At 69.1% G+C, this 22,130-nt stretch carries 16 protein-coding genes; 15 read left to right on the top strand and 1 reads right to left on the bottom strand.

The window, feature by feature from the left end; all coding sequences use genetic code 11:
* The first annotated feature begins 3 nt into the window (after positions 1 to 3).
* Genes AB0L57_RS27105 through AB0L57_RS27085 form a run of 5 tightly spaced genes read left to right on the top strand, consistent with a single transcriptional unit; the run spans position 4 to position 8,979 of the window.
* Entirely contained in the window at positions 4 to 2,139 is a 2,136-nt protein-coding gene (locus AB0L57_RS27105; protein WP_364967760.1) for a molybdopterin-dependent oxidoreductase, read from the top strand.
* Positions 2,136 to 4,379 carry a molybdopterin-dependent oxidoreductase gene (locus AB0L57_RS27100; protein ID WP_364967758.1) on the top strand — a complete coding sequence of 748 codons (2,244 nt, stop codon included), beginning with the start codon at positions 2,136 to 2,138 and terminating at the stop codon, positions 4,377 to 4,379. Before AB0L57_RS27105 ends, AB0L57_RS27100 begins: the two co-directional genes overlap by 4 nt.
* A complete protein-coding gene (locus tag AB0L57_RS27095; RefSeq protein ID WP_364967756.1) occupies positions 4,367 to 6,013 on the top strand; it encodes an FAD-dependent oxidoreductase in 1,647 nt (548 codons plus the stop codon). Before AB0L57_RS27100 ends, AB0L57_RS27095 begins: the two co-directional genes overlap by 13 nt.
* Positions 6,010 to 8,169 carry a molybdopterin-dependent oxidoreductase gene (locus tag AB0L57_RS27090; RefSeq protein ID WP_364967754.1) on the top strand — a complete coding sequence of 720 codons (2,160 nt, stop codon included), beginning with the start codon at positions 6,010 to 6,012 and terminating at the stop codon, positions 8,167 to 8,169. The genes AB0L57_RS27095 and AB0L57_RS27090 overlap by 4 nt, the downstream gene beginning before the upstream one ends.
* Before the next feature lie 57 nt (positions 8,170 to 8,226).
* On the top strand, positions 8,227 to 8,979 hold the full coding sequence (locus AB0L57_RS27085) for an SDR family NAD(P)-dependent oxidoreductase (RefSeq protein ID WP_364967752.1): 753 nt from the start codon (positions 8,227 to 8,229) through the stop codon (positions 8,977 to 8,979).
* Between the two features lie 55 nt (positions 8,980 to 9,034).
* Here AB0L57_RS27085 and AB0L57_RS27080 read toward each other — a convergent pair whose 3' ends face one another.
* Positions 9,035 to 9,871, bottom strand: coding sequence for a glucose 1-dehydrogenase (locus AB0L57_RS27080; RefSeq protein ID WP_364967749.1), 837 nt, complete (start codon positions 9,869 to 9,871; stop codon positions 9,035 to 9,037).
* A gap of 120 nt (positions 9,872 to 9,991) precedes the next feature.
* Between AB0L57_RS27080 and AB0L57_RS27075 the strand changes: the two genes are divergently transcribed.
* From AB0L57_RS27075 to AB0L57_RS27030, 10 genes are all read left to right on the top strand, one after another.
* Positions 9,992 to 10,801, top strand: coding sequence for an enoyl-CoA hydratase-related protein (locus AB0L57_RS27075; RefSeq protein ID WP_364967747.1), 810 nt, complete (start codon positions 9,992 to 9,994; stop codon positions 10,799 to 10,801).
* Between the two features lie 45 nt (positions 10,802 to 10,846).
* Positions 10,847 to 11,884: an LLM class F420-dependent oxidoreductase gene (locus tag AB0L57_RS27070; RefSeq protein ID WP_364968047.1), complete on the top strand. Its 1,038-nt coding sequence runs from the start codon at positions 10,847 to 10,849 to the stop codon at positions 11,882 to 11,884.
* A complete protein-coding gene (locus AB0L57_RS27065) occupies positions 11,881 to 13,368 on the top strand; it encodes an acetyl-CoA acetyltransferase (protein WP_364967744.1) in 1,488 nt (495 codons plus the stop codon). The genes AB0L57_RS27070 and AB0L57_RS27065 overlap by 4 nt, the downstream gene beginning before the upstream one ends.
* A gap of 107 nt (positions 13,369 to 13,475) precedes the next feature.
* Positions 13,476 to 13,790, top strand: coding sequence for a hypothetical protein (locus tag AB0L57_RS27060; protein WP_364967741.1), 315 nt, complete (start codon positions 13,476 to 13,478; stop codon positions 13,788 to 13,790).
* Positions 13,787 to 14,266, top strand: a complete 480-nt coding sequence (locus AB0L57_RS27055; RefSeq protein ID WP_364967739.1) for an OB-fold domain-containing protein — start codon at positions 13,787 to 13,789, stop codon at positions 14,264 to 14,266. Before AB0L57_RS27060 ends, AB0L57_RS27055 begins: the two co-directional genes overlap by 4 nt.
* Complete coding sequence (locus AB0L57_RS27050) at positions 14,263 to 15,447, top strand: transporter (protein ID WP_364967736.1); 1,185 nt, start codon at positions 14,263 to 14,265, stop codon at positions 15,445 to 15,447. The genes AB0L57_RS27055 and AB0L57_RS27050 overlap by 4 nt, the downstream gene beginning before the upstream one ends.
* Before the next feature lie 16 nt (positions 15,448 to 15,463).
* On the top strand, positions 15,464 to 16,948 hold the full coding sequence (locus AB0L57_RS27045; RefSeq protein WP_364967733.1) for an aldehyde dehydrogenase: 1,485 nt from the start codon (positions 15,464 to 15,466) through the stop codon (positions 16,946 to 16,948).
* The gene (locus tag AB0L57_RS27040; RefSeq protein WP_364967731.1) at positions 16,945 to 19,350 is read left to right on the top strand and encodes a CoA transferase; all 2,406 of its coding nucleotides are present in this window, start codon (positions 16,945 to 16,947) and stop codon (positions 19,348 to 19,350) included. Before AB0L57_RS27045 ends, AB0L57_RS27040 begins: the two co-directional genes overlap by 4 nt.
* A 326-nt stretch (positions 19,351 to 19,676) precedes the next feature.
* Positions 19,677 to 20,501, top strand: coding sequence for a mycofactocin-coupled SDR family oxidoreductase (locus AB0L57_RS27035; protein ID WP_364967728.1), 825 nt, complete (start codon positions 19,677 to 19,679; stop codon positions 20,499 to 20,501).
* 14 nt (positions 20,502 to 20,515) lie between these two features.
* Positions 20,516 to 22,009: an aldehyde dehydrogenase gene (locus tag AB0L57_RS27030; protein ID WP_364967726.1), complete on the top strand. Its 1,494-nt coding sequence runs from the start codon at positions 20,516 to 20,518 to the stop codon at positions 22,007 to 22,009.
* Positions 22,010 to 22,130: the final 121 nt, after the last annotated feature.

Here is a 22,130-nt window from a genome sequence, read left to right as displayed (position 1 = left end):
GTGATGGGTGCGCCCGCGCGTCGGCACATCTCCTACTGCCGTCTGTGCGCGTCGTCGTGCGGGGTGCTGCTCGATGTCGAGGACGGCCGCATCACGCGAGTTCTCGGCGACGCGCGGCATCCGATCTCGCGCGGCTACACCTGCGCCAAGGGCAGGCGCGCCGGTGCGCTCACGCATGGCGCGGATCGGCTGACCACCTCGGTGCGGCGCGCCGAGGACGGCGCACCGACGCCGGTGACCGTCCCGGCGGCGGTGGCCGATATCGCGCGGCGGTTGCGTGCCACGGTCGAGGAGCACGGCCCGGACGCGGTCGCGTTGTTCATGGGCACCCAGCAGAATTTCGCGGCGCTGACCCCGATGCTGGCGCGCGCCTGGTTCCGGGGCACCGGATCGCACAAGCTGTTCTCCACCATGACCATCGATCAATCCGCGAAATGGGTTGTGGCCGAACGGATGGGAACCTATCTGGGCGGCCGGCAGCGATTCGAGGATGCCGGTGTCTGGCTGCTCGCGGGCACCAATCCGATGGTCTCGGGGAACGGCGGCGACGGCGACGGCGCCGTCGTGCACAATCCGTCGGTCACCCTGCGTGCCGCCCGGGCTCGTGGTCTGCGGCTGATCGTGGTCGATCCGCGCCGCACCGAAACCGCCGCCCTCGCCGATCTGCATCTGGCCCCGCGACCGGGAACCGATGCCGTACTGTTCGCGGGCCTGTTACACGTGATCCTGACCGAACACCGGTACGACGCCGACTTCTGCGTCCGCCACGTCGTGGATCTTCCCGCCCTCGCAGACGCCGTCGCGGAGGTGAATCTCGCTGTGGTACAGCACATGTGCGGAATCGACGCCGATCGGGTACGCCGGGCGGCACGCCTGTTCGCCGACGGTGGGCGCGGAATGGCCACCACCGGAACCGGACTGTGCATGGGCCCGCACTCCAATCTGGCCGAACACCTCGTGGCCGCTCTGAATGTTGTGTGCGGCAGATATTTACGCGAAGGGGAGCCCGCCGACGACCGGGCCGTGCTGACCCGGCACATTCCTGCCCGCGCCGAGGTGTCCCCGCCCGCGCGTGCCTACGAGCGCGGGTTCCGGAGCCGGATCGGCGGGGTGCGGGCGATCCGGGGCGAACTGCCGTCGGGAATTCTCGCCGACGAGATTCTCGAACCGGGCCCGGACCGGATTCGGGCCCTGATCGTCTCCGGCGGCAATCCGGCTGCGGCGCTGCCCGACCGGGGCAAGACGTTGCGCGCGTTGCGATCGCTGGATCTGCTGGTCTGCGTCGATCCCCGGCTCTCGGACACCGCGCGGCTGGCGCACTACGTGATCGCTCCGACGACGATGTACGAGCGCGCCGACCACACCGCGATCATGGAACCCTTCTTCCCGCACCCGTTCGCACAGTTCACGTCCGCGGTGCTCGAGCCGCCGCCCGATGTCGTCGACGACTGGCGGTTCTTCCTCGATCTGTCGGCCGCATCGGGTCAGCCGGTCAAGTTCGCGGGCCGGGTGCTCGACCCGGCGGCGGAGCCGACCTCGGAACAGTTGCTGGCCATGATGACCGAGCGCGGACGGCTGCGGTTCGCCGACCTCGCGGCCGCACCGCACGGTCACCTGGCCGGTCACAGCGGATCGGTGGTCGGACCGCCCGATCCGGCGGCCGCCGGCAACCGGCTCGAACTGATGCCCGACGATGTCCGCGCGGAGTTGCGGGCCGCGCTGACCGAGACGATCGTCATCGCCGGCTTCCCGCTGCGGTTGACGGTCCGGCGGATCCGCGAGGCCGTCAACTCCACCGGCACCCGGGTGCCGGGGCTGGTTCCCGGCGGCACCAATCCCGCCGCACTGCACCCCGAAGATCTGACCGCACTCGGCATCACCGACGGCGCGCCGGTCACCGTGCGGTCGGCGACCGGGAAGGTGCGCACCATCGTGCGCGCGGACGCCACGGTGGCGCGCGGCACCGTGACGATGACGCACTGCTTCGGATCCATCGACCCGCGCGAGGAGTTCGGCGTGAATGTCAACGCGCTCATCGGAACCGGCACCGGGGTGCAGGCGATCAACGCGATGCCGACGATGACGGCGGTCCCGGTAGCGGTCGAGCCGGTGCCCGGTGAGCAGCGGGCGGCGCGGTGACGGCCACGCGTACCGGGCACCGGATCTGTCCACTCTGCGAATCGGGCTGCGGCCTGATCTTCGAGCTGGACGGGCGCTCGGTCACCCGCATCACCCCGAATCCGCACGACCTGATGAGCGGTGGGCACAGCTGTGCGAAGGGCCTCGGGCTCGGCGCCGTCGAGAATGATCCCGACCGGATCCGCACCCCGTTGCTACGCACCCCGGGCGGCGAATTCCGGGAGGCCACCTGGGACGAGGCATTCGGCGAAATCGACAGGCGGCTTCCGGAATTCGTCACCGGCGATCCCGGCAGCTGCGCGGTGTATCACGGCAATCCCGCCGCTCACCACCTCGACTCCACGTTCTATCTCGGCGAGTTGATCGGGTCGCTGCGAACGCGCAGTGTCTACTCACCGGCCAGTGTGGACACCTGGCCGAAGAATCTCGCGCACATGCTGCTGTACGGCACCGGGCTCGGGTTGACCCTGCCCGATATCGACCGCACCGATTACCTGCTCATTCTGGGCTCCAATCCCGTGGTATCCAACGGCAGCACCGTCATGGCGCCCGGAATGCACCGCCGACTGCGCGCATTGCGTGCCCGCGGCGGCACCCTCGTCGTGGTCGACCCGGTGCGCACCGCCACCGCCGAGATCGCGGATCTGCATGTGCCGCTGCGTCCGGGTACCGACGCGCTGTTCCTGCTGGGAGTGCTGTCGGTGATCGCGGCGGAGAACATGGCGCGGCCCGGGCGGGTACCGGACTCGGTGGACGGAGTCGACGCGGCGCTCGCCATGGCCCGCGAGTTCTCTCCCGAGGCCGTCGCTCCGGTCTGTGGCATCGATGCGCGGCTGATCCGCGCGGTGGCACGGGGATTCGCGAACGCACCTGCGGCGGTGGCGCATTCGCGTATCGGCACCTGCATGCAGGAGTTCGGCACGCTCGCCAACTGGCTGGTCGAAGTGCTGAGTATCGTCACCGGAAATCTGGATCGGCCCGGGGGCGCGATGTTCGCGCTGCCGCCGTGCGGTGGGCCGAACACCTGGCCGGTGACCAAACCTGCGCGATTGACCTACGACCGCTGGCGTACCCGGGTGCGAGGCTTGCCGGAGATGATGGGCGAGTTGCCGGCGGTGTGCCTCGCCGAGGAGATTCTCACCCCGGGGCCCGGGCGCACCCGGGCACTGATCCTGCTGGCCGGTAATCCCGCTCGCTCGCTGCCGAACAGCGCGGCAGTCGAAAAGGCTCTGCGGGCACTGGACTTCATCGTCGCGGTGGACTGCTATCTCAACGAGACCACCCGGCATGCCGATGTGATCCTGCCACCGCCCCCGGTGACCACCCGAGGCCATCACGATGTGACCCTGTCGCATTTCCAGATCCGCAACGTCGCCCGCTACACGCCGCCGCTGCTCTCCCTCGCCGACGGTGAACTCGCGGAATGGCGAATCCTGTTGCGGCTGGCCGCGATCGCGCGGGGCACGCCGCAGCGGCCGATCGAGGAGATCGACGACGAGATCGCCGCTGTCGCGGCCCGGCGGGCCGCGACGCTGGCCGGCTGCGACCCGGGCCGGGCCCTGGCGGCGACGGCCGGGCGCGGCGGCCCGCAGCGATTGCTGGATCTGCGGCTGCGCAGCGGCCCCTACGGCGACCGATTCGGGGCCGACCCCGACGGGCTGAATCTCGCACGGCTGCAAGCACATCCGGACGGGATCGACTACGGTCCGCTGCGGCCACGCCTGCCGCAGGTGTTGCGCACACCGAACGGCCGGATCGAGTTGATGCCGCCGATGATCGTCGCGGACCTGCCGCGACTGCGTGCGAGTATGGCCCGCCCGGCCGTGCCGCTGCTGCTCATCAATCGCCGCCAGCGTCGCGGGATGAACTCGTGGTTGCACAACGCGCTGCCACAGCCCGACGGCCGGCAGTGCGCGTTGCTGATGAACCCGGCCGACGCCGCCGAACGGCAGCTGATGGACGGTGATCGGGTCGAGGTGAGCTCGGAGATCGCCACGGTCACCGCGGAACTGATGATCGACGACACCCTGCGGCCCGGTGTGGCGAGCATGCCGCACGGCTGGGGACATCACGGGCCCGGGCTGCGGACATCGCGTTCCGGGCAGGTACCCGGCGCCAATTACAACGCGCTCGTGGACGACACCACCGAACTCGAGGCACTCACGGCAGCACCGATCTTCAACGGTGTGCCGATCACCGTCACCCGCACCAGCGAGGAGCGCCGCCGATGGCCTACGTGATCACCCAGAACTGCTGTAACGACGCGACATGTGTGGCGGTGTGCCCGGTGGACTGCATCCATCCCACGCCCGCCGAACGCGGATTCGCGCGTGCCGAGCTGCTGCACATCGATCCGGGCACCTGCATCGATTGCGGTGCCTGTTCGGATGTGTGCCCGGTGGACGCGATCGTCTCCGCCGATGCGCTCGGACCGCACGAGCAGCGTTATCGCGAGGTCAATGCCGAGTACTTCGAGCGCAATCGGTCCATCGCGCCCAGTGCTCCGCACGTGCAACCGCTGCCGCCCTCGATCGCGACGGCCACCGTCGCCGAACCGCCGCCGTTGCGGGTGGCCATCATCGGATCCGGCCCGTCCGGGTTCTATGCCGCCGAGGAACTGCTGGCCCGCCGCGATATCGCCGCCGAGGTCACCATGTTCGAACGACTACCGGTGGCCGGTGGTCTGGTGCGCTTCGGTGTCGCGCCCGATCATCCGCGCACCAAAACCATCGACCGCACATTCCGGCGCACCGCGCGCCGGGACGGATTCGACTTCCACCTGGGGGTCGATATCGGCACCGACATCACCCCAGCCGAGGTGCTCGCCCACCACCACGCGGTGATCCACGCGTCGGGGGCGGCCGGAGACCGTGCGCTCGGTATCGCCGGGGAAGATCTGCCGGGCAGCCACTCCGCTCGCGAATTCGTCGCCTGGTACAACGGGCACCCCGAACACGCCGATCGCGTGTTCGACCTGACCGCGCGGCGGGCCGTGGTGGTCGGCACCGGCAATGTCGCACTCGACGTCGCCCGGATCCTGGTCGCGGGAGCGGACGGCCTGCGGGGCACCGATATCGCCGACCACGCTCTGACCGCGTTGGCGCACAGCGACATCGAGGAAGTTGTGGTGCTCGGTCGGCGCGGGCCGGAGCACGCGGCCTGCACCACGCCCGAACTTCTCGCCCTGGGCGCACTGCCCGGTGTCGACATCCACGTGCAGCCGACCGTGGCGGCCGGGCCGGACGCACCACTCGCACTGCGGATCCTGGCCGAATACTCGCACCGGCGGCCGACGCCGGGAAATCGGCGCATCGTGCTGCGCTTCGGATGGACGCCCGAGGCCGTACACGGCCGCGGGCGAACCGAGGCGCTGTATGTCGCTGACACCGTCACCGGTCGCGCGGATCGGATCGACTGTGGTCTGGTGTTGCGCGCGGTCGGATATCGGGGCCTGCCGATCGCGGGTCTGCCGTTCGACGAGGCCGCCGGTACGGTCGCCAATGCCGCGGGCCGCGTCGTCGATCCGGGCACCGGGCGCCCGCTGGCGGGCCACTACGTGGCGGGCTGGATCAAACGCGGCGCCACCGGTGTGATCGGGACCAACCGGTACTGCGCCGCGGAGACCGTCGCCGCATTGCTCGATGACCATCGCAACGGGCGGCTCGCCGATCCGCCCGGATCGGCGGCGGAGCTGACCGCGCTGGTGCGTTCCCGCCGGCCCGAGGCGCTCAGCGGCGCCGACTGGCGCGAGATCGACCGATACGAACGCGAGCGCGGTCGCGCGTCGGGACGGCCGCGCGTCAAGATCGTCGATGTGCGGGCCGCGGCCGCGGTCGCCGCGTCGGCACTCGACTCCGGCCGGGTGGCGCCGTGAATTCCGCCGGGGCCCAGCGGATATCCACCTTCTGCCGAATCTGCGAGCCCGGCTGCGGCCTGCTCGCCGAGGTGCGTGACGGGGCCGTGCTGGGCCTGCGGCCGGACCGAAACCACCCGGTGCACAAAGGGTTCGCCTGCCACAAGGGCGTGCACTACTTGCGGGTGCACGACGATCCGGACCGCCTCGACCGCCCGTTGAAGCGGAAGAACCCCCGCAGCGAGCAACGCGGTGTGTTCGAACCGATCGACTGGGACAGCGCGGTTCGTGAGATCGCGGCCGCCATCGACGATGTGCGCACCCGGCACGGACGCAATGCCCTCGCCGTCTATCAGGGCAATCCGTCGGCCTTCAACAGCGCCTACTATTCCAATGCGGCCGCCTTGTCCCGTGGATTCGGCACCCGGATGCGGTTCAGCGCCGGCACTCAGGACACCTCGGCCAAATACGCTGCCAGCGAGGCGATCTACGGCGCTTCGATGGCGCACCCGATTCCCGATCTCCTGCACACCGACTATTTCCTGTGCCTGGGCAGCAATCCGCTGGTCTCGCATATGACCCTGATTCATATTTCGGATCCGATGGCCAAGATCCGCGCCGTCGCCGCACGCGGTGGCACCGTGCTGTTCGTCAATCCGCGCCGGATCGAGTCCTCGACACCCGATACCGGCGAGGTGCTGCTGATCAAGCCCGATACCGATTTCTATTTCCTCGCCGGGATTCTGCACGAGATCGTCTTCCGGATCGGGTACGACCGCGCCGCGGTGGCCCGCCACGCACGCAATATCGATGAGCTGCTCGATTTCGTGGCACGCTACCCGGTCGAACGGATCGCCGCCGTCACCGGCATCGAGCCCGCCGCGATCCGGCAGGTGGCCGACGACTTCTGCGCGGCACCCAGTGCGGCGATCTACATGGCTACCGGAGTGAACCAGGGCAGGCAGGGCGCGCTGGCCTACTGGATGCTCACGATGGTCAGCCTGTTCTCCGGGAACCTGGGCCGTCGCGGCGGCAACATCTACTCGCGGGGTGTTGCCGATGTGGTGCAGAGTTCGAAACGCCGCCGGGTGGATCCGTTCTTCCAGAGCCCCGTGGGTGAGCTGCGCACGGTCGGTGGTGATCTGCCCGCCGCGCTGCTGCCGGAATTCATCACCGATCCCGACGAGCCGATCCGCGCCCTGATCGTGGTGTCGGGCAACCCGTTGCTGTCGGTCGGCGGGGAGGAGCGGCTGCGCCGGGCCTTCGAGCAACTGGAGCTGATCGTCACCGTCGACCTGTATCGCACGGTCACCGGCGAGATCGCGGATTATGTGCTGCCCGCGACGGATTGGCTGGAACGGGCCGATGTCAACTTCTTGAACACCATGGGGGTGGCGCTGGAACCGTATGTGCAGTACACGCCCGCGGTGGTGGCGCCCGCGGCCGAGCGCCGCGACGAATGGTGGATCCTGTCGCGCATCCAGCAGGAACTGGGTGTTCGCACAGCGCTCGACGATCCGGACCCGGATCCGTTCGCCGCCGTCGAGGCCACCTTGCGCGATGCCGGACTGAGCATCGAGCAACTGGCGGCGACGCCGGGCGGGACGGTGGTGTTGCCGGAGGCGGTCCCGTCGCAGGTGTTCAGCATCGCGGTGCAGCACGACGACGGTCTGATCGACTGCTGCCCGGACCTGTTCCGGCGCGCCTATCGCAGTGCCGAGGACATCTTCGAGGAGTTGTCGGGGGAGAGTCCCGATCAGCTCAAGCTGATCACCCGCCGCACCTACTACATGGTCAACAGCTGGCTGCACAACCTCGCGGTGCTCAAACAGGGTGTGCACCAGAGTAATCCGCTGTGGATGCATCCGGACGACGCGCGGCGGCGGGAACTGGTCGAGGGTGATCTGGTCACGGTGGGCAATCGGCACGGCTCGGTCGAGGCGGTGCTGTGCTACGACGACGCGCTGCGCCCCGGTGTCGTCGCGATGACGCACGGCTGGGGGCAGCGCACGGCGCGCGGACTCGGCGTCGCCAGCCGCCACGGCGGTGTGAACGTGAACAGTCTCGCACCGACCGGCCGGAACGGCTACGACGTGCTCAGCAACCAATCCCAGCTCACCGGAATCAACGTCGAGGTCCATCGGAGCCTCGGCGATATCGGGAAACCACAGGAATGAGGTCCATGACATGACGTCCGGCAATGCGGGATCGCCGAATCCGGAGCTGGTGCGGCAGTGCTGAATTCGACAGATCGTGAGCGCGTCGCGGTGGTGACCGGCGGGGGCCGGGGAATCGGGGCCGCGATCTCCCGTCGCCTCGCCGCCGACGGATTCGCGGTGGCGGTCAACTATTCGTCGAGCGCGCGGGACGCGCAGCGGATCGCGGAGCAGATCGTGGCCGAGGGCGGGCGCGCGACCGCGATCGGCGCCGATGTGTCCGACGCGGACCAGGCCGCCGCGCTGATCGCGACGACGACCGCCGAACTCGGTGCGCCGAGCGTATTGGTGAACAACGCCGGGATGAATCTCGCCGGTGCGGCCCGCAAGCAGTCGCCGCGCGACTGGGACCGGGTGATCGGCGTCAATCTCAGCGGGGCGTTCTACTGCACCCACGCCGCGCTCCCGGCAATGTACGAAAACAATTGGGGCCGGATCATTTTCGTCACCAGCGCGTCCGGTGGCCGACGGCCCTCGCCGGGGATGAGCGCCTATGCGGCGGCGAAGGCGGGATTGGTCGGCATGACGCGCAGCATGGCGCTCGAGGTCGCGCGTCGCGGAGTCACGGTCAATGCGGTGATGCCGGGATTCGTCGACACCGACATCATCGCCTCCGGTGGGCCGAACGCGGTGGAAACCCTTGCCGCGAACTGGCCGCGGATACCGGCCGAATCGATCGCGTCGACGGTGTCGTTCCTGGTGAGCGATGCGGGGCAGCATGTGTCCGGGGAAGAGGTCGGCGTGTGGCTGGGTGGGCCGGTCGGCGTGTGAACCTCGGCGCCGGTGTGCTCTCCGGGATTCGCCGGGACCACACCGGCGCCCGGCGTCAGCGGGTGCGGTCGCGCTCCGCGGTGGCGTCGGCTTCGGCGCGGTAGTTGCCCGGCCAGGCCTTGCCCAGTGTCAGCCCGCCGTCGACGACGATGTTCTGGCCGGTGACGAAGGAGGCGGCATCCGACACCAGATATCCGATGGCCCCGGCGATGTCGTCTCCCTCACCCGCGCGCGCGATCGGCTGGAAGGTACGCAGTCCGCGGCGGGTGGCATCGACACTCGCGTCGAGTGCCTCGCCTTCCAGACCGGCGCCGTGGCCCTGGATCCGGGTGGCGACGCCACCGGGCGTCACGGCATTGACGCGGACCCCGAACTGCGCGAGTTCCCTGGCGGCACTGCGGGTCAGCGCCAGAATCGCCGCCTTGGCCGCACCGTAGGGATGCGGTCCGAATCCGGTGCGCAACGCCGCCACCGAGGAGATGTTCACGATCGCGCCGGACCCCTGTTCGCGCATCAGGCGTGCGGCGTGTTTCGTGCCGAGGAACGCGCTGCGCGCGAGTACCGCGAAGGTGGCGTCCCACTCGTCGAGCGTGATGTCCTCGAGGTAGGTCCACGTCCCGACCCGACCGGCGTTGTTGACCATGGCGTCGAGCCGCCCGAATCGCTCGGCCGCGGTGCGGATCGCGGCGGCCATGTCGTGTTCGCGAGTCACATCGGCGTGCAGATAGATGCCTTGCTCGCCGAGGTTCGCGGCCACCGCCGCACCACGCGCATCGTCGACGTCGGTGACCACGACCCGGGCGCCGCAGCGGGCCAGCAGCGCGCAGGTCGCGGCCCCGATACCGCTGGCCCCACCGGTGACCACGGCGACCTTGCCGTTCAGTTCCATCATCTCTATCAGCCTTTCGATTGTGCCCCGACCTTGAGTTATTAACCTAAAGGTATTAGCTTTATGATTGACGGTACCGCCTCCCGGGCAACCGTCGCCGACGATTCGAGGGAAGTCCGACAGATGTCCGACCTGATCCAGACCGAGCGTCCCCGTCCCGGTGTCCTGCTGATCCGCCTGAACCGACCGGACGCGCTCAATGCGATGAACGCCGAACTCATCGAGGGCCTGCACGCGGTGCTGGCCGATGTACGCCACGATGCCGAGGTCCGCGCGATCGTGCTGACCGGAAACGGAAGAGCCTTCTGCGCCGGTTTGGACCTGCGCGGCTACGGCACCCCGCCCGGCGCGGCCGAGGGGGAGGGGCGAGCGCAGGCCGGTCTTCGAGTGCAGCAGCACATCGCCGCGCTCGTCGAGGCGTTCCGGGGTGCGCGCCCGCCGGTGATCGCCGCGATCAACGGTGCGGCCGCCGGTGGCGGCATGGCACTGGCACTGATGGCCGATATCCGGATCATCGCCGATGACGCCGCGCTGCACGCCTCGTTCATCAATCGAGGCCTGTCCAACTGCGATATCGGCGTCAGCTGGTTGCTGCCCCGGATGATCGGATTCGCCAGGGCCGCACAGATTCTGCTGACCGGACGCTCGGTCGAGGCCGCCGAGGCCGAGCGTATCGGCCTGGTGTCCTCGATCGAGTCCGGTGACCGGCTGCTCGACGCCGCGCTGGACACCGCCGGGGACATCGCTCGCAACAGCCCGTTCGGGGTGTGGATGACCAAGGAGGTGATGTGGTCCAACCTCGAGGCGCCCAGTTTGCGTGCTGCCATCGATCTGGAGAACCGGACCCAGATCCTGAGCGCCTTGACTCGTGACCATCGCGAAGCGGTGCACTCGTTCCTGGAGAAGCGCCCGCCGGTTTACCGGAATCACTGACAGGACAACAGCTTTGACTACAGCAACGAAGGGCGGGTGGCGACGGTGAAGGTCGGCGTGATGGCCGGGTACTGGGGTGCGGGGCCGCCGCGGCGGATGGAGCAGACCATCGCCGAGGCCGAAGCGCTGGGCGTGGACAGCTTCTGGACCGCGGAATCCTACGGCTCCGACGCGTTGACCCCCTTGGCGTGGTGGGGTGCCAAGACCAGCCGGATCGCGCTGGGAACCTCGGTGTGCCAGATCTCGGCCCGCACACCCACCGCGCTGGCGATGGCCGCCCAGACCGTCGACCATCTCAGCGGCGGTCGGCTGATCCTCGGCATCGGCGCCTCCGGGCCGCAGGTGGTCGAGGGCTGGTACGGCCGGCCCTATCCGCGCCCGCTGGAACGGACCCGCGAGTACATCGCGATCATGCGTGCGGTGTGGGCGCGCGAGGAACCGGTGACCTTCCAGGGCAAGCATTACCGGTTGCCGTACCCGGGCGGTACCGGGCTGGGGAAGCCGCTGAAGTCGATCGTGCATCCCCTGCGCCGCGATATCCCGGTCCACCTGGGCGCCGAGGGGCCCAAGAATGTCGCGCTGGCCGCCGAGATCGCGGACGGCTGGACGCCGCTGTGGTTCTCGCCGAAGACCGACGACTTCTATCGGACCGCGCTGGCCGAGGGATTCGCTCGCGAGGGCGCTCGCCGCACTGCCGCCGAGTTCGAGGTCGCCAATGTGTGCTGGCTGTCCGAGGACGACGATGTGGAGCGCGCCGCCGCCCGGCTCAAGCCGGTCGTCGCCCTGTACGCGGGCGGGATGGGAGCCAAGGGGGCGAATTTCCACAACGACGTGTTCGTGCGGATGGGGTGGGGCCAGGCATGCGCCGAGATCCAGCGGTTGTATCTCGACGGCCGCGCCGATCTGGCCGCGCAGGCCGTGCCGACCGCGATGGTGGAGGACGTGGCACTCGTCGGTCCCGTCGACAAGATCTGTGAGGACATCGTGAATCGTTGGAAGCCGACCTGTTTGACCACGCTCATCCTCGGGGGCTGGCCGAAACCCGGATCCCGGGAACGGATTGTCGAGGCGGCGCGGTCATGAGTGTGGATCCGCGTACGCCGATCCTCGTCGGTGGTGGCCAGATCAATGAACGCGAGGGTGGTTGCGAGCCGGTCGATCTGATCGTCTACGCGGCCTCGCGCGCCGCCACCGAGGCGGGTACCGCGCGGCTGCTGGAAATGGTCGATTCCGTGCGGATCGTCGGGCTGCTGTCGTGGCGCTACCGCGATCCGGGCGCCTTGGTCGGCCGGCGTATCGGTGCCACGCCACGCCACACCGGCTATACCGGAAGCGGTGGTAGCACGCCGCAGGTACTGGTCAATCAGGCCGCGCAGGACATCGCCGCCGGCCGTTGCGATGTGGTCCTGGTCGGTGGCGCGGAATCCTGGCGCACTCGAACGAAGCTGCGCGCGCGGGGTGTTCGGCCGGACTGGACCGTGCAGGACGACACCGTTGCCGCGGCGCCGATGCTGGTGCCCGAGGTTCCGATGCGTTCGGACACCGAGAAGCGGGCCGGGCTCGATCGCCCGGCCTACATCTACCCGCTGTTCGAACAGGCGCTGCGGGTGTCGGCCGGGCGCTCGATGGATGACCATCGCGATGCCATCGGCGCCCTGTGGTCCCGCTTCAGTGAGGTCGCCGCGGGCAATCCGCACGCCTGGACCCCACGTGTTCACACGGCCGCGGAGATCGTGACACCCAGCGAAGGCAACCGGTGGATCGCCTCGCCCTATACGAAGCTGATGAATTCCAACAACATGGTCGAGCAGGGCGCGGCACTGCTGCTGTGCTCGGTGGAAGTTGCGCGCAGACTGGGGATTCCGCGTGAGAACTGGGTCTTCCCGCAGGCCGGTACCGAGGCGCACGACACCTACGACATCGCCGCGCGTGGTGCCCTCGACCGCTCACCCGCGATCCGGCATGCGGGCGCGCAGGTACTGGAGCTGGCCGGCATCGGCATCGACGACCTGGCCCAGATCGACGTGTACTCGTGCTTTCCGTCCGCGGTACAGGTCGCGGCGTGCGAACTGGGGCTGGCGACCGACGATCCGGACCGGCCATTGACGGTGACCGGCGGCCTGACCTTCGCGGGCGGGCCGTGGAACAACTACAGCACGCACGCGATCGCGACGATGGCGACCCGGCTGCGGGAGTCGCCGGGCAGCTACGGGCTCATCACCGCCAACGGCGGCTATCTGACCAAACACGCCTTCGGGGTGTATCGGACCGAGCCACCGCGTGAGGGCTTCCGGCGCGTCGACGTTCAGGATCGGGTGGACCGGGAGCCGGTCGTTCGCGCGCATTCCGGCTATGCGGGCGGGGGCGTGGCCGAGGCATGGACGGTCGTCCACGATCGGTCGGGGAAACCCGAGAGCGGTTTTCTCGCCGCGCGTACCCCCGACGGCGGACGCACGCTGGCCTCGACTCGCGACGCGGGTGCCCTGCAGCGATTGGCGAATGCCGAAGTGGCCGGTGCGCCGGTCGAGATCGGCGCCGGGGGCGATTTCCACTTCGCCGCCGACTAGCACGACGCACTGGCGGCCAGCGGTCGCGCATTGACCGTATAAACCTAAAGCCTTAAGGTAAAAATGATCGTGGCGCCCGCGCCACCAGGGGAGCGAGGAGAGCTCGAATGCCTGATCAAGATTTTCGCGAACTGTATGAGCGACATGTCGGCGCCGTCGCCGACGGCAAGTTCAAGGCTGCCATGGCCGATATGGTGCAGGAGAACATCCCGGCGGTGTTCGACGGTGTGACCGTCCCGCGCGGGGTCGTCAACGGATTCCGGATCCAGGACGTGCGCGCCGAGGACGGCAAGCAGATCGGTGAGACGGTGTACGACACCCCGGAGGGTGTGATCGGCCTGCGCTCGATCTGGGAACTGCGCGACGGTGCCTGGAAAGCCGCGGCGCTGGAGAACTTCCCGGTGCCCGGAGAGCCGGCATGACCGAGCGCGGCGAGCAGATCCAAGCACCGGCCGAGACCCCCGCGCCGGAGTTGCCGTGGGGGCCGGCGCCAGACGGTCTGGACCAGCCCTACTGGGAGGGCCTGCTCGCCGGTGAGCTGCGACTGCAGCACTGCGGCAGCTGCGGCGAATGGATCTGGGGCCCGCAGTGGATCTGCGGCGCCTGCCACACCTTCGACCCCGCCTGGGAATCGGTGGAGCCGGTGGGCACCGTGTACAGCTGGGCCCGCAGCCACTATCCCTTCATCACCGAACTGGCCGATCGAGTGCCGTACGTGACGGTGCTGGTGGAGCTGCCGGGCGCCGGAAACCGAAGGGTGCTGGGCCTTCTCGTCGATGACGCGCCGGAGCGGGTGCGCATCGGCGACCGGGTGGCCGGTCGGATCGAACTCGATCCCGGAGCGACGTGGCCGCTGCTGCGGTGGCGTCGAGCCGATGCGCAAGGAGTGCGGGCATGAGTGGAACGACACTGCGCGGCGCGGCCGCGGTGATCGGTGCGGCGGAGCTGCACTACAAACGCGGGAAGGCGCCGCACGGCGAATTCCGGATGACGCTGGAGGCCATCGTCGCGGCCTGCGCCGACGCCGGAGTCTCACCCCATGACATCGATGGGTTCGTCTCCTACGCCGGTGGCGGACACGACGGGGCCGTGCTCGGCGGAGCGCTCGGTGTGCGCGATGTGCGATGGTCGAACATGATGTGGGGCGGTGGCGGCGGCACCGTCGCCGCGGCGATCAACAACGCCGCGGTCGCCATCGCCACCGGGCAGGCCGACACCGTCGTGGTGTTCCGATCGATGGCCCAGGAGGACACGGGCCGGCTCGGCTACGCGAAGTACTTCTACGGATCCCATTACCTCGCCCACGGTGTGGGCTCACCCGCTCAGGTCTGCGCACTGCGCACCCAGCGGCTGCTCGAACACGACGGGGTCCCCCGCGAGGCGATGCGGGCGCTGGTGCTGGCCGCCTACCGGCACGCGCAGAACAATCCGACCGCCGCCGGGTATGGCAAGCCGCTGGACGAGGCGACCTACGAATCGTCGCGGATGATCACCGAGCCGTTCCACCTGTTCGACTGCTCGCGCGAGAGCGACGGTGCGGTCGCGCTGGTGCTCGTCTCGGGTGAACGGGCCCGCGCCCTGCGCCCCGACGCCGCCTATGTGCTCGCCGGAGCCCAGGGCGCACCGGGCGGATACTCCGCGATCATCGACAACGACGATCTCTACACCAGCGCCGGATTCGCGGGCCGCCCCGGCCGTCCCGGCGTCGCGGACCGGCTGTGGACCGCCGCCGGTGTCACCGCCGACGACGTCGATGTGGTGCAGGTGTACGAGAACTTCAGTGGCCCCGCCATCGCCGCGTTGATCGACCACGGCTTCGCGCCCGCGGGCCCCGCGGCCGGGGAGATTCTCACCGTCGACAATCTCACGGCCGGAATCGGCAAGCTGCCCGTCAACACCAGTGGCGGCAATATCGCCGACTCGTTCGTCAACGGTATGGGACTGGCCGTCGAGGCGGTGCGCCAGATTCGCGGCACCTCGACCAATCCCGTGGCGAACGCGCGGCTTTCGCTGTTCATCGGCGGGCCGATGGCGCCGCTGGTCAGCTCGACCCTGTTCGGGCACGAAGACACCCTCTGACCCCCGAGGACCGAGTATGGACACCACCACCTATGACCGGACCGCCCTGTTCATCGACGGGGAACCGACATCACCGAGCACCATTTCCGTGGTCGAGGTGATCGAGGCCGCCACCGAGAAGCTGCTCGGGACAGCCGCACTGGCGGGGCCGGCCGATATCGATGCCGCCGTGGCGGCGGCACGGCGCGCCCTGACGTCCTGGGGTGCCCGCAGCGCCGCCGATCGCGCCGATCACCTCGATCGCTTCGCCGCCGCGCTGAAGTCGCGGGCGAAACAGACCGCGGCCCTGGCCAGTCGTGAGAACGGCATGCCCCTCTCGACCTCGATCAACGTCAACGGGTACGCCCCGGCGTTGATGGTCGAGTACTACGCCCGGCTGATCCGGGACGCGGACCGAGACGATGTGCGGCCCAGCGTGTTCGGTGGCCGGACCGTGGTGCGGCGCGAGCCGGTGGGAGTGGTCGCGGCGATCACCCCGTGGAACTATCCGCAGTCGCTGGCCGCGATGAAGCTGGCGCCCGCGCTGGCGGCGGGATGCACGGTCGTACTCAAGCCGGCGCCCGAAACCGCGCTGGACGCTTACGTTTTCGCCGACGCGGCGCAGGAGGCGGGCCTGCCCCCGGGCGTGCTGAACATCGTGCCCGCCGATCGGGAGGCGGGGGCCTACCTCGTCGAGCATCCGGGTGTGGACAAGGTGGCGTTCACCGGGTCCACCCCGGCCGGGCAGGCCATCGGCGAGGTGTGCGGGCGGCTGTTGCGCCCGGTCACGCTCGAACTCGGCGGCAAATCGGTGTCGATGGTGACCGAGGACGCCGATCTGGAGTTGTTCGCGGCGAAGCTGCTCGAGGTCTCGCTGGTGAACAACGGCCAGACCTGTCACGCCGGCACCCGGATCCTGGCGCCGCGTTCGCGGTACGCCGAGGTGGTCGAGGCGGTCACCGAAACGGTGCGCGCGCTGCGGATCGGCGATCCGCTGGACCGGGCCACCCAGATCGGGCCCCTGGTCAGCGCCGCGCAGCGCGAGCGCGTGCTCGGTTACGTCGAGTCCGGGCGCGCGGACGGCTACCGGATCACCACCGGCGGAGCCGTTCCCGGCGATCAGCCCGTGGGATGGTACGTGCAGCCGACGGTGTTCGAGGGAGTCGACAACCGCGCGCGCATCGCCCGGGAGGAGATCTTCGGGCCGGTCCTCACCATCACGCCGTTCGATACCGAGCAGGAGGCGATCGCCCTCGCCAACGACTCCCGCTACGGCCTCGGCGGCACGGTCTGGACCACCGACGAGCAGCGCGGTCTGGCGATCGCCGATCGCATCGAGAGCGGGACCTTCGGGGTCAACCACTATCTGCTGGACCTGGCCGCGCCGTTCGGCGGCGTCAAGTCCTCGGGGCTGGGCCGGGAGCTGGGACCGGAGGGACTCGCGCCGTACCAGCGCACCAAATCGGTGTATTTCGGCACATCCGCTGCCGCCGCACCCGTGGCCGGAGGGAGCAGGCGATGAGTCTTCCGCTGGACGGAGTCCGCGTGCTGGACCTGACCGACGGTCTCGGCGAATCCTGCGGTCGTTACCTCGCCGATCTGGGTGCCGAAGTGGTGCGCGTCGAACTGCCGGGCGGATCGCGCTCGCGCTCGGCCGCTCCCACGGTCGCCGGGACGAGTATCGCGTTCGCGTTGCGCAATGCCAACAAACTCGGTGTGAGCGTCGATCTCGCAACCGGTGCGGGCGCCGAGCGGTTTCGGGAACTGGCCCTCGACGCCGATGTCGTCGTCGAATCGCTGCCGCCGGGACTGCTGGCCGAACATGGCGTGTCGGCCGCCGAGATACGCTCTGCCGCACCAGGTCTGGTGTGGACATCGATCAGCCCCTTCGGGCGGACCGGACCCTACCGGGACTGGGCGGCCACCGAGGAGGTTCTCTACGCGATGTCCGGGGTGCTGTCGCGGTCGGGTGCCCCCGGCGCCGAGCCGCTGTTGCCGCCCGCGGGCCTGGTGGAGGAGACGGTCGGTGCGCACGCGGTGTGGGCGACCCTGCTCGCCTACCGGCGCCGGCTCACGACGGGGCGCGGCGAGACGGTGGACGTATCGGCGTTCGAGGCCGTGGTGCACGGTTTCGATCCCGGCTTCGGCACCCAGGGTTCCGCGGCGGCCGGGCGTTCGGAGGATTTCCCGCGCGGGCGGCCGAACGCCGCCGACTTCTATCCGGTCTTCGCCTGCAAGGACGGTCACGTCCGGATCTGCCTGCTGGCCAAGCGGCAGTGGCGAGCCATGTTCGAATGGCTCGGCGAGCCCGCCGAATTCGCGGATCCGAAATACGACACCATCCCGGCCCGATTCGCCGCCGCGGGTGCGCTGCACCCCCTGATCGGCGCCCTGTTCGCCAGCTGCACGCAGGCGGAGCTGGTGGCCGAGGGCGCGCGGCGAGGCGTTCCGGTCGGTGGGGTGCACACCCTGTCCGAGGTGTTGAACACCCCGCACTTCCGCGCGTCCGGCGCGCTCGTGGACGCGGAGATCGCGCCGGGGACGCGAGCGACGGTGCCGTCGGGGTATGTCACCGTCGGTGGTGTCCGGGCCGGGATCCGCACGCGCGCACCGCAACCCGGTGAGCACGACGGTCTCGTGCGCCCGCGCGGGCGGGTCGCGCCGGCGGGCGCCGGCGATCCATCGGTCGCGCCGCTGGCGGGGCTGCGGGTACTCGACCTGGGCGTGATCGTGTTCGGCGCGGAACTGAGCAGGCAGTTCGCCGATTACGGCGCCGACGTGATCAAAATCGAGAACGCGAACTTCCCGGACGGCCTGCGCCAGTCGAAACGCGGTGCGGCACTGGCGGCCTCGGTCGCGTGGGGCCATCGCAACAAGCGCAGCCTGGGCGTGGACCTGCGCAATCCGGAAGGCGCCGAACTCTTCCGCCGCCTGGTGGCCGATGCCGATGTGGTGCTGGCGAACTTCAAACCCGGCACGCTCGCGGCCATGGGGCTGTCCTACGAGAGTCTCGCCGAGATCAACCCGGGCATCGTGGTGTCGGAATCGAGCGCGTTCGGCGCGACCGGACCGTGGCGCACGCGACTGGGCTACGGACCGCTGGTCCGCGCCTCGTGCGGGGTGTCGGCGCTGTGGCGGTATCCCGGTGACGAGGAGCTGCTGTGTGACGGTCAGACCGTCTACCCCGACCACATCGCCGCGCACATCACCGCGAGTGCGGTGCTGGCAGCGCTGATCGCCCGCGACCGTACCGGTCACGGAACCGATATCGAAGTGGCGCAGGCGGATACCGCCCTGATGCAGCTGGGCACGCAGCTCGTCGCCGAGGGCCTGGACCCGGGATCGGTCACCGCGCCGGGTAATTCGGATCCATACGCCGCGCCCGGTGGCGTCTACGCCTGCGCGGGAGATGACGAGTGGTGTGTGGTCAGCGTGCGCGACGATGCCGACTGGCAGGCGTTGTGCGTGGTCCTCGGGCGTGGAGATCTGCGGCACGACGAACGGTTCGCCACCGCGGCACAGCGGATTCGGCACCGGGACCGAGCCGATGCGCTGCTGGCCGGCTGGCTGAGTGCGCGCGATCCCCAGCAGGCAGCGGCGATCCTGCAGGCGGCGGGGGTGCCCGCGGGCCCGATGCTGCGACTGCCGCAACTGCTCACCGATCCACAGTTGTCGGCGCGCGAGACGTATGCGGTCGTCGAGCACGATCTACTGGCGGCGGGCCTGCCCGCGGCGGCCCGCGTCGCGATCTTCGACGAGATCGCGGACCCGCCGATGCGGCCGGCGCCGCTGCCCGGCGAGCACACCCGCGAGATCTGCGCGCAGCTGCTGGCGATGCCCGCCGACGAGATCGACGAGCTGATCCGCGCCGAGGTGCTGCAGCTGCCGGCCGGCGCGCGGCGACCGGCGCCAGCGGGATCCTGACAAAACCTACCGAATATAGATTTATTCAAGCCTGGAGTGGGTGTGAATGCATCGGCAGATCGTAGATTTGCCGGTGTATTTACGCTGCTAAATGCGTTTTTTGCAGTACGCTCGCAAGACGGACGATATGAATGACAATATTCGTCCGTTGTTGACTGCCGAGTGTTTCGACGCTACCGTGATGTGACGCCATTCACAGCCGATCGACTCGCTCGAAGGGCCTCCCGTACCGCGAATGGGTGCGGGAGATGTCACCTCGGCGCCCGGGAGCGCCACCGTGTCGAATCCGGAGTGCGTTCGGAAAAGTCAGTGAGAGAAGGAAATTCATGGCACGTCTCGAAGGCAAGGTCGCTTTCATCACCGGTGTGGCGCGCGGGCAGGGGCGCTCGCACGCCGTACGGCTCGCGCAGGAGGGCGCCGCGATCGTCGGCATGGACATCTGCGCGCAGATCCCCTCGGTGTTCTATCCGATGGCCACCGAGGAGGACCTGGCCGAAACCACTCGCCTGGTGAAACAGGCCGGCGGCCGCATCGTCACCTCGATCGGTGACGTCCGCGATCGCGCGGATGTGCAGCGTGCCTACGATGCCGGTGTCGAGCAGTTCGGATTCGTCGACATCGTCGCCGCGAACGCGGGCATCATGCCGGTGATCGACCAGGGCAGTGAACCGCAGGCGTGGCACGACGCGGTCGACACCATGCTCACCGGCGTGTGGCACACCCTCGAGGTGGCCGTGCCGCCGATGGTCGAGCGCGACGCGGGTGGCTCGATCATCATCACCAGTTCGGCGGCCGGGCTGACCAGTATGGGACTCAACACCTTTCCCGGACAGGCGGGATATTCGGCCGCCAAACACGGTGTCGTCGGACTCATGCGGCTGTATTCCAAGCAGCTGGCAAAGCACTCCATCCGGGTGAACACGATCCACCCCACCGGTGTGAACACCCCGATGGTGGCCAATGCCGAATACGGCGCCTTCGTCAATGCCCACCCTGAGGTCATGAACGACGAGGCCTACAAGAACCCGATGCCGGTGGAGCTGATCGAGGCGATCGATGTCAGCAACGCCCTGGCCTTCCTCGCCTCCGACGAGGCCCGCTACATCACCGGCGTCACCTTGCCCGTCGACGCCGGCTACAACAACCGCTGAGAAAGGGAATGTCGATGACCACCACCGACACCGCCGTCGCCGTGCCCTCGGTCGCCGACCGGGAACAGGTCTTCATCGGGGGCCGCTGGGTCGACTCCACCGGTGACGAATGGATCGATCTGATCGATCCGTGGAGCGAGCAGCGCGCCGCCCGGATCCGCAGCGCCACCGCCGAGGATGTCGCCCGGGCGGTCGAAACCGCCAGGCGCAGTTTCGATTCGGGCGTCTGGTCGGCGAAGACCATGGCCGAGCGGGCCGAGGTGATCGACGAGATCGGTAGTCGCCTCGAGCGCCGGATCGAGGAGCTGACCACCATCGGCGTGCTCGAGGTCGGGGTACCGGTCAGCGTCAGCGGGCCGACTCAGCAGATGAGCACCGGACTGTTCCACGCGGTGGCCGCCGAGGCACGCCGGTTCGAACAGCGTGCGGACCGCACCCGCGCCGACGGCGGTGTCTCCCGGATCCTGCGGGAGCCCACCGGTGTGGTCGCCGCGATCATTCCGTGGAACGGCCCGATCGGCACCATCGCCTTCAAGGTCGCCCCGGCCCTGGCCGCCGGCTGCTCGGTGGTCCTCAAGGCCGCCCCGGACGCGCCCCTGTCGCCTGCGGTCTTCGCCGACGTGATCGCCGAACTGGTCGACGAGGGCCGACTGCCCGACGGCGTGGTCAGCGTGCTCGTGGCCGACCGTGAGGTGTCGGAGACACTGGTCACCGCTCCCGGCGTCGATCACATCACCTTCACCGGCTCCACGGCCGCCGGCCGCCGGATCGCCGCGCTGGCGGGTGACCGGATCGCGCGTGTCTCACTGGAATTGGGCGGCAAGTCCGCCGCGATCGTGCTCGACGACGCGGATCTGAATCACGTCCTGCAATCGTTGCCGATGGGCGGATGCATGCAGTCGGGCCAGGCGTGTATCGCCCTGACCCGGGTGCTGGTCTCCCGGCAGCGCCACGACGAGGTGGTCGGGGCACTGGCGGCCGCCTACGGGGCACTGCCGATGGGAAATCCGTGGGAGCCGCAGAACTTCCTCGGCCCGCTCGCCGGTGCGCGCCACCGCGATCGAGTGCAGGGCTACATCGAGTCAGCGGTGGCCGACGGCGCCTCGGTCGTGACCGGGGGAGGCGCACCCGACGGCCTCACGCGCGGATACTTCGTCGCGCCGACACTGCTCGACGGTGTCCGCAACGATATGCGTATCGCCCAGGAAGAGGTGTTCGGCCCGGTCATCTCGGTGATCACCTACGAAGACGAGGACGATGCGGTCGCGATCGCCAACGACTCGGTCTACGGCCTCTCGGGTGCGGTCTACACCGAGGATCTGGACCGTGGTTACGCACTGGCACAACGGATTCGCACCGGAACGGTGAGCGTGAACGGGTCGGTCATCGACTTCACACTGCCCTTCGGTGGTTACAAGCAGTCCGGTATGGGACGCGAAGGCGGCGTCGAGGGGCTCGAGGAGTTCTTCGAGACCAAGACCGTCCACATGCCGGCTCCGGGGCAATAACCTCGGACGGCCTCGCCCACAGCGCGCCTGTTCGGTGTGCTCGGCCATATCGCCGCGGCAGACCGCCGGGCACTGTGGGATCGAGTTCTGCCCCGGCTTGCGCCCGGCGCACCGGTGCTGG

Origin of the sequence: Nocardia sp. NPDC052254, from assembly GCF_040679495.1 — a bacterium.
In the GTDB taxonomy this organism is placed as follows: Bacteria; Actinomycetota; Actinomycetes; order Mycobacteriales; family Mycobacteriaceae; genus Nocardia.
This window is presented reverse-complemented; position numbering and strand designations above follow the sequence as displayed.

What these genes read in the sequence shown, in the direction of transcription:
- AB0L57_RS27105 (WP_364967760.1), top strand. Translation starts at nt 4, where the DNA reads ATGGGTGCGCCCGCGCGTCGGCACATCTCCTACTGCCGTCTGTGCGCG.
- AB0L57_RS27095 (WP_364967756.1), top strand. Translation starts at nt 4,367, where the DNA reads ATGGCCTACGTGATCACCCAGAACTGCTGTAACGACGCGACATGTGTG.
- AB0L57_RS27080 (WP_364967749.1), bottom strand. Translation starts at nt 9,871, where the DNA reads ATGATGGAACTGAACGGCAAGGTCGCCGTGGTCACCGGTGGGGCCAGC.
- AB0L57_RS27075 (WP_364967747.1), top strand. Translation starts at nt 9,992, where the DNA reads ATGTCCGACCTGATCCAGACCGAGCGTCCCCGTCCCGGTGTCCTGCTG.
- AB0L57_RS27065 (WP_364967744.1), top strand. Translation starts at nt 11,881, where the DNA reads ATGAGTGTGGATCCGCGTACGCCGATCCTCGTCGGTGGTGGCCAGATC.
- AB0L57_RS27060 (WP_364967741.1), top strand. Translation starts at nt 13,476, where the DNA reads ATGCCTGATCAAGATTTTCGCGAACTGTATGAGCGACATGTCGGCGCC.
- AB0L57_RS27055 (WP_364967739.1), top strand. Translation starts at nt 13,787, where the DNA reads ATGACCGAGCGCGGCGAGCAGATCCAAGCACCGGCCGAGACCCCCGCG.
- AB0L57_RS27050 (WP_364967736.1), top strand. Translation starts at nt 14,263, where the DNA reads ATGAGTGGAACGACACTGCGCGGCGCGGCCGCGGTGATCGGTGCGGCG.
- AB0L57_RS27045 (WP_364967733.1), top strand. Translation starts at nt 15,464, where the DNA reads ATGGACACCACCACCTATGACCGGACCGCCCTGTTCATCGACGGGGAA.
- AB0L57_RS27040 (WP_364967731.1), top strand. Translation starts at nt 16,945, where the DNA reads ATGAGTCTTCCGCTGGACGGAGTCCGCGTGCTGGACCTGACCGACGGT.
- AB0L57_RS27035 (WP_364967728.1), top strand. Translation starts at nt 19,677, where the DNA reads ATGGCACGTCTCGAAGGCAAGGTCGCTTTCATCACCGGTGTGGCGCGC.
- AB0L57_RS27030 (WP_364967726.1), top strand. Translation starts at nt 20,516, where the DNA reads ATGACCACCACCGACACCGCCGTCGCCGTGCCCTCGGTCGCCGACCGG.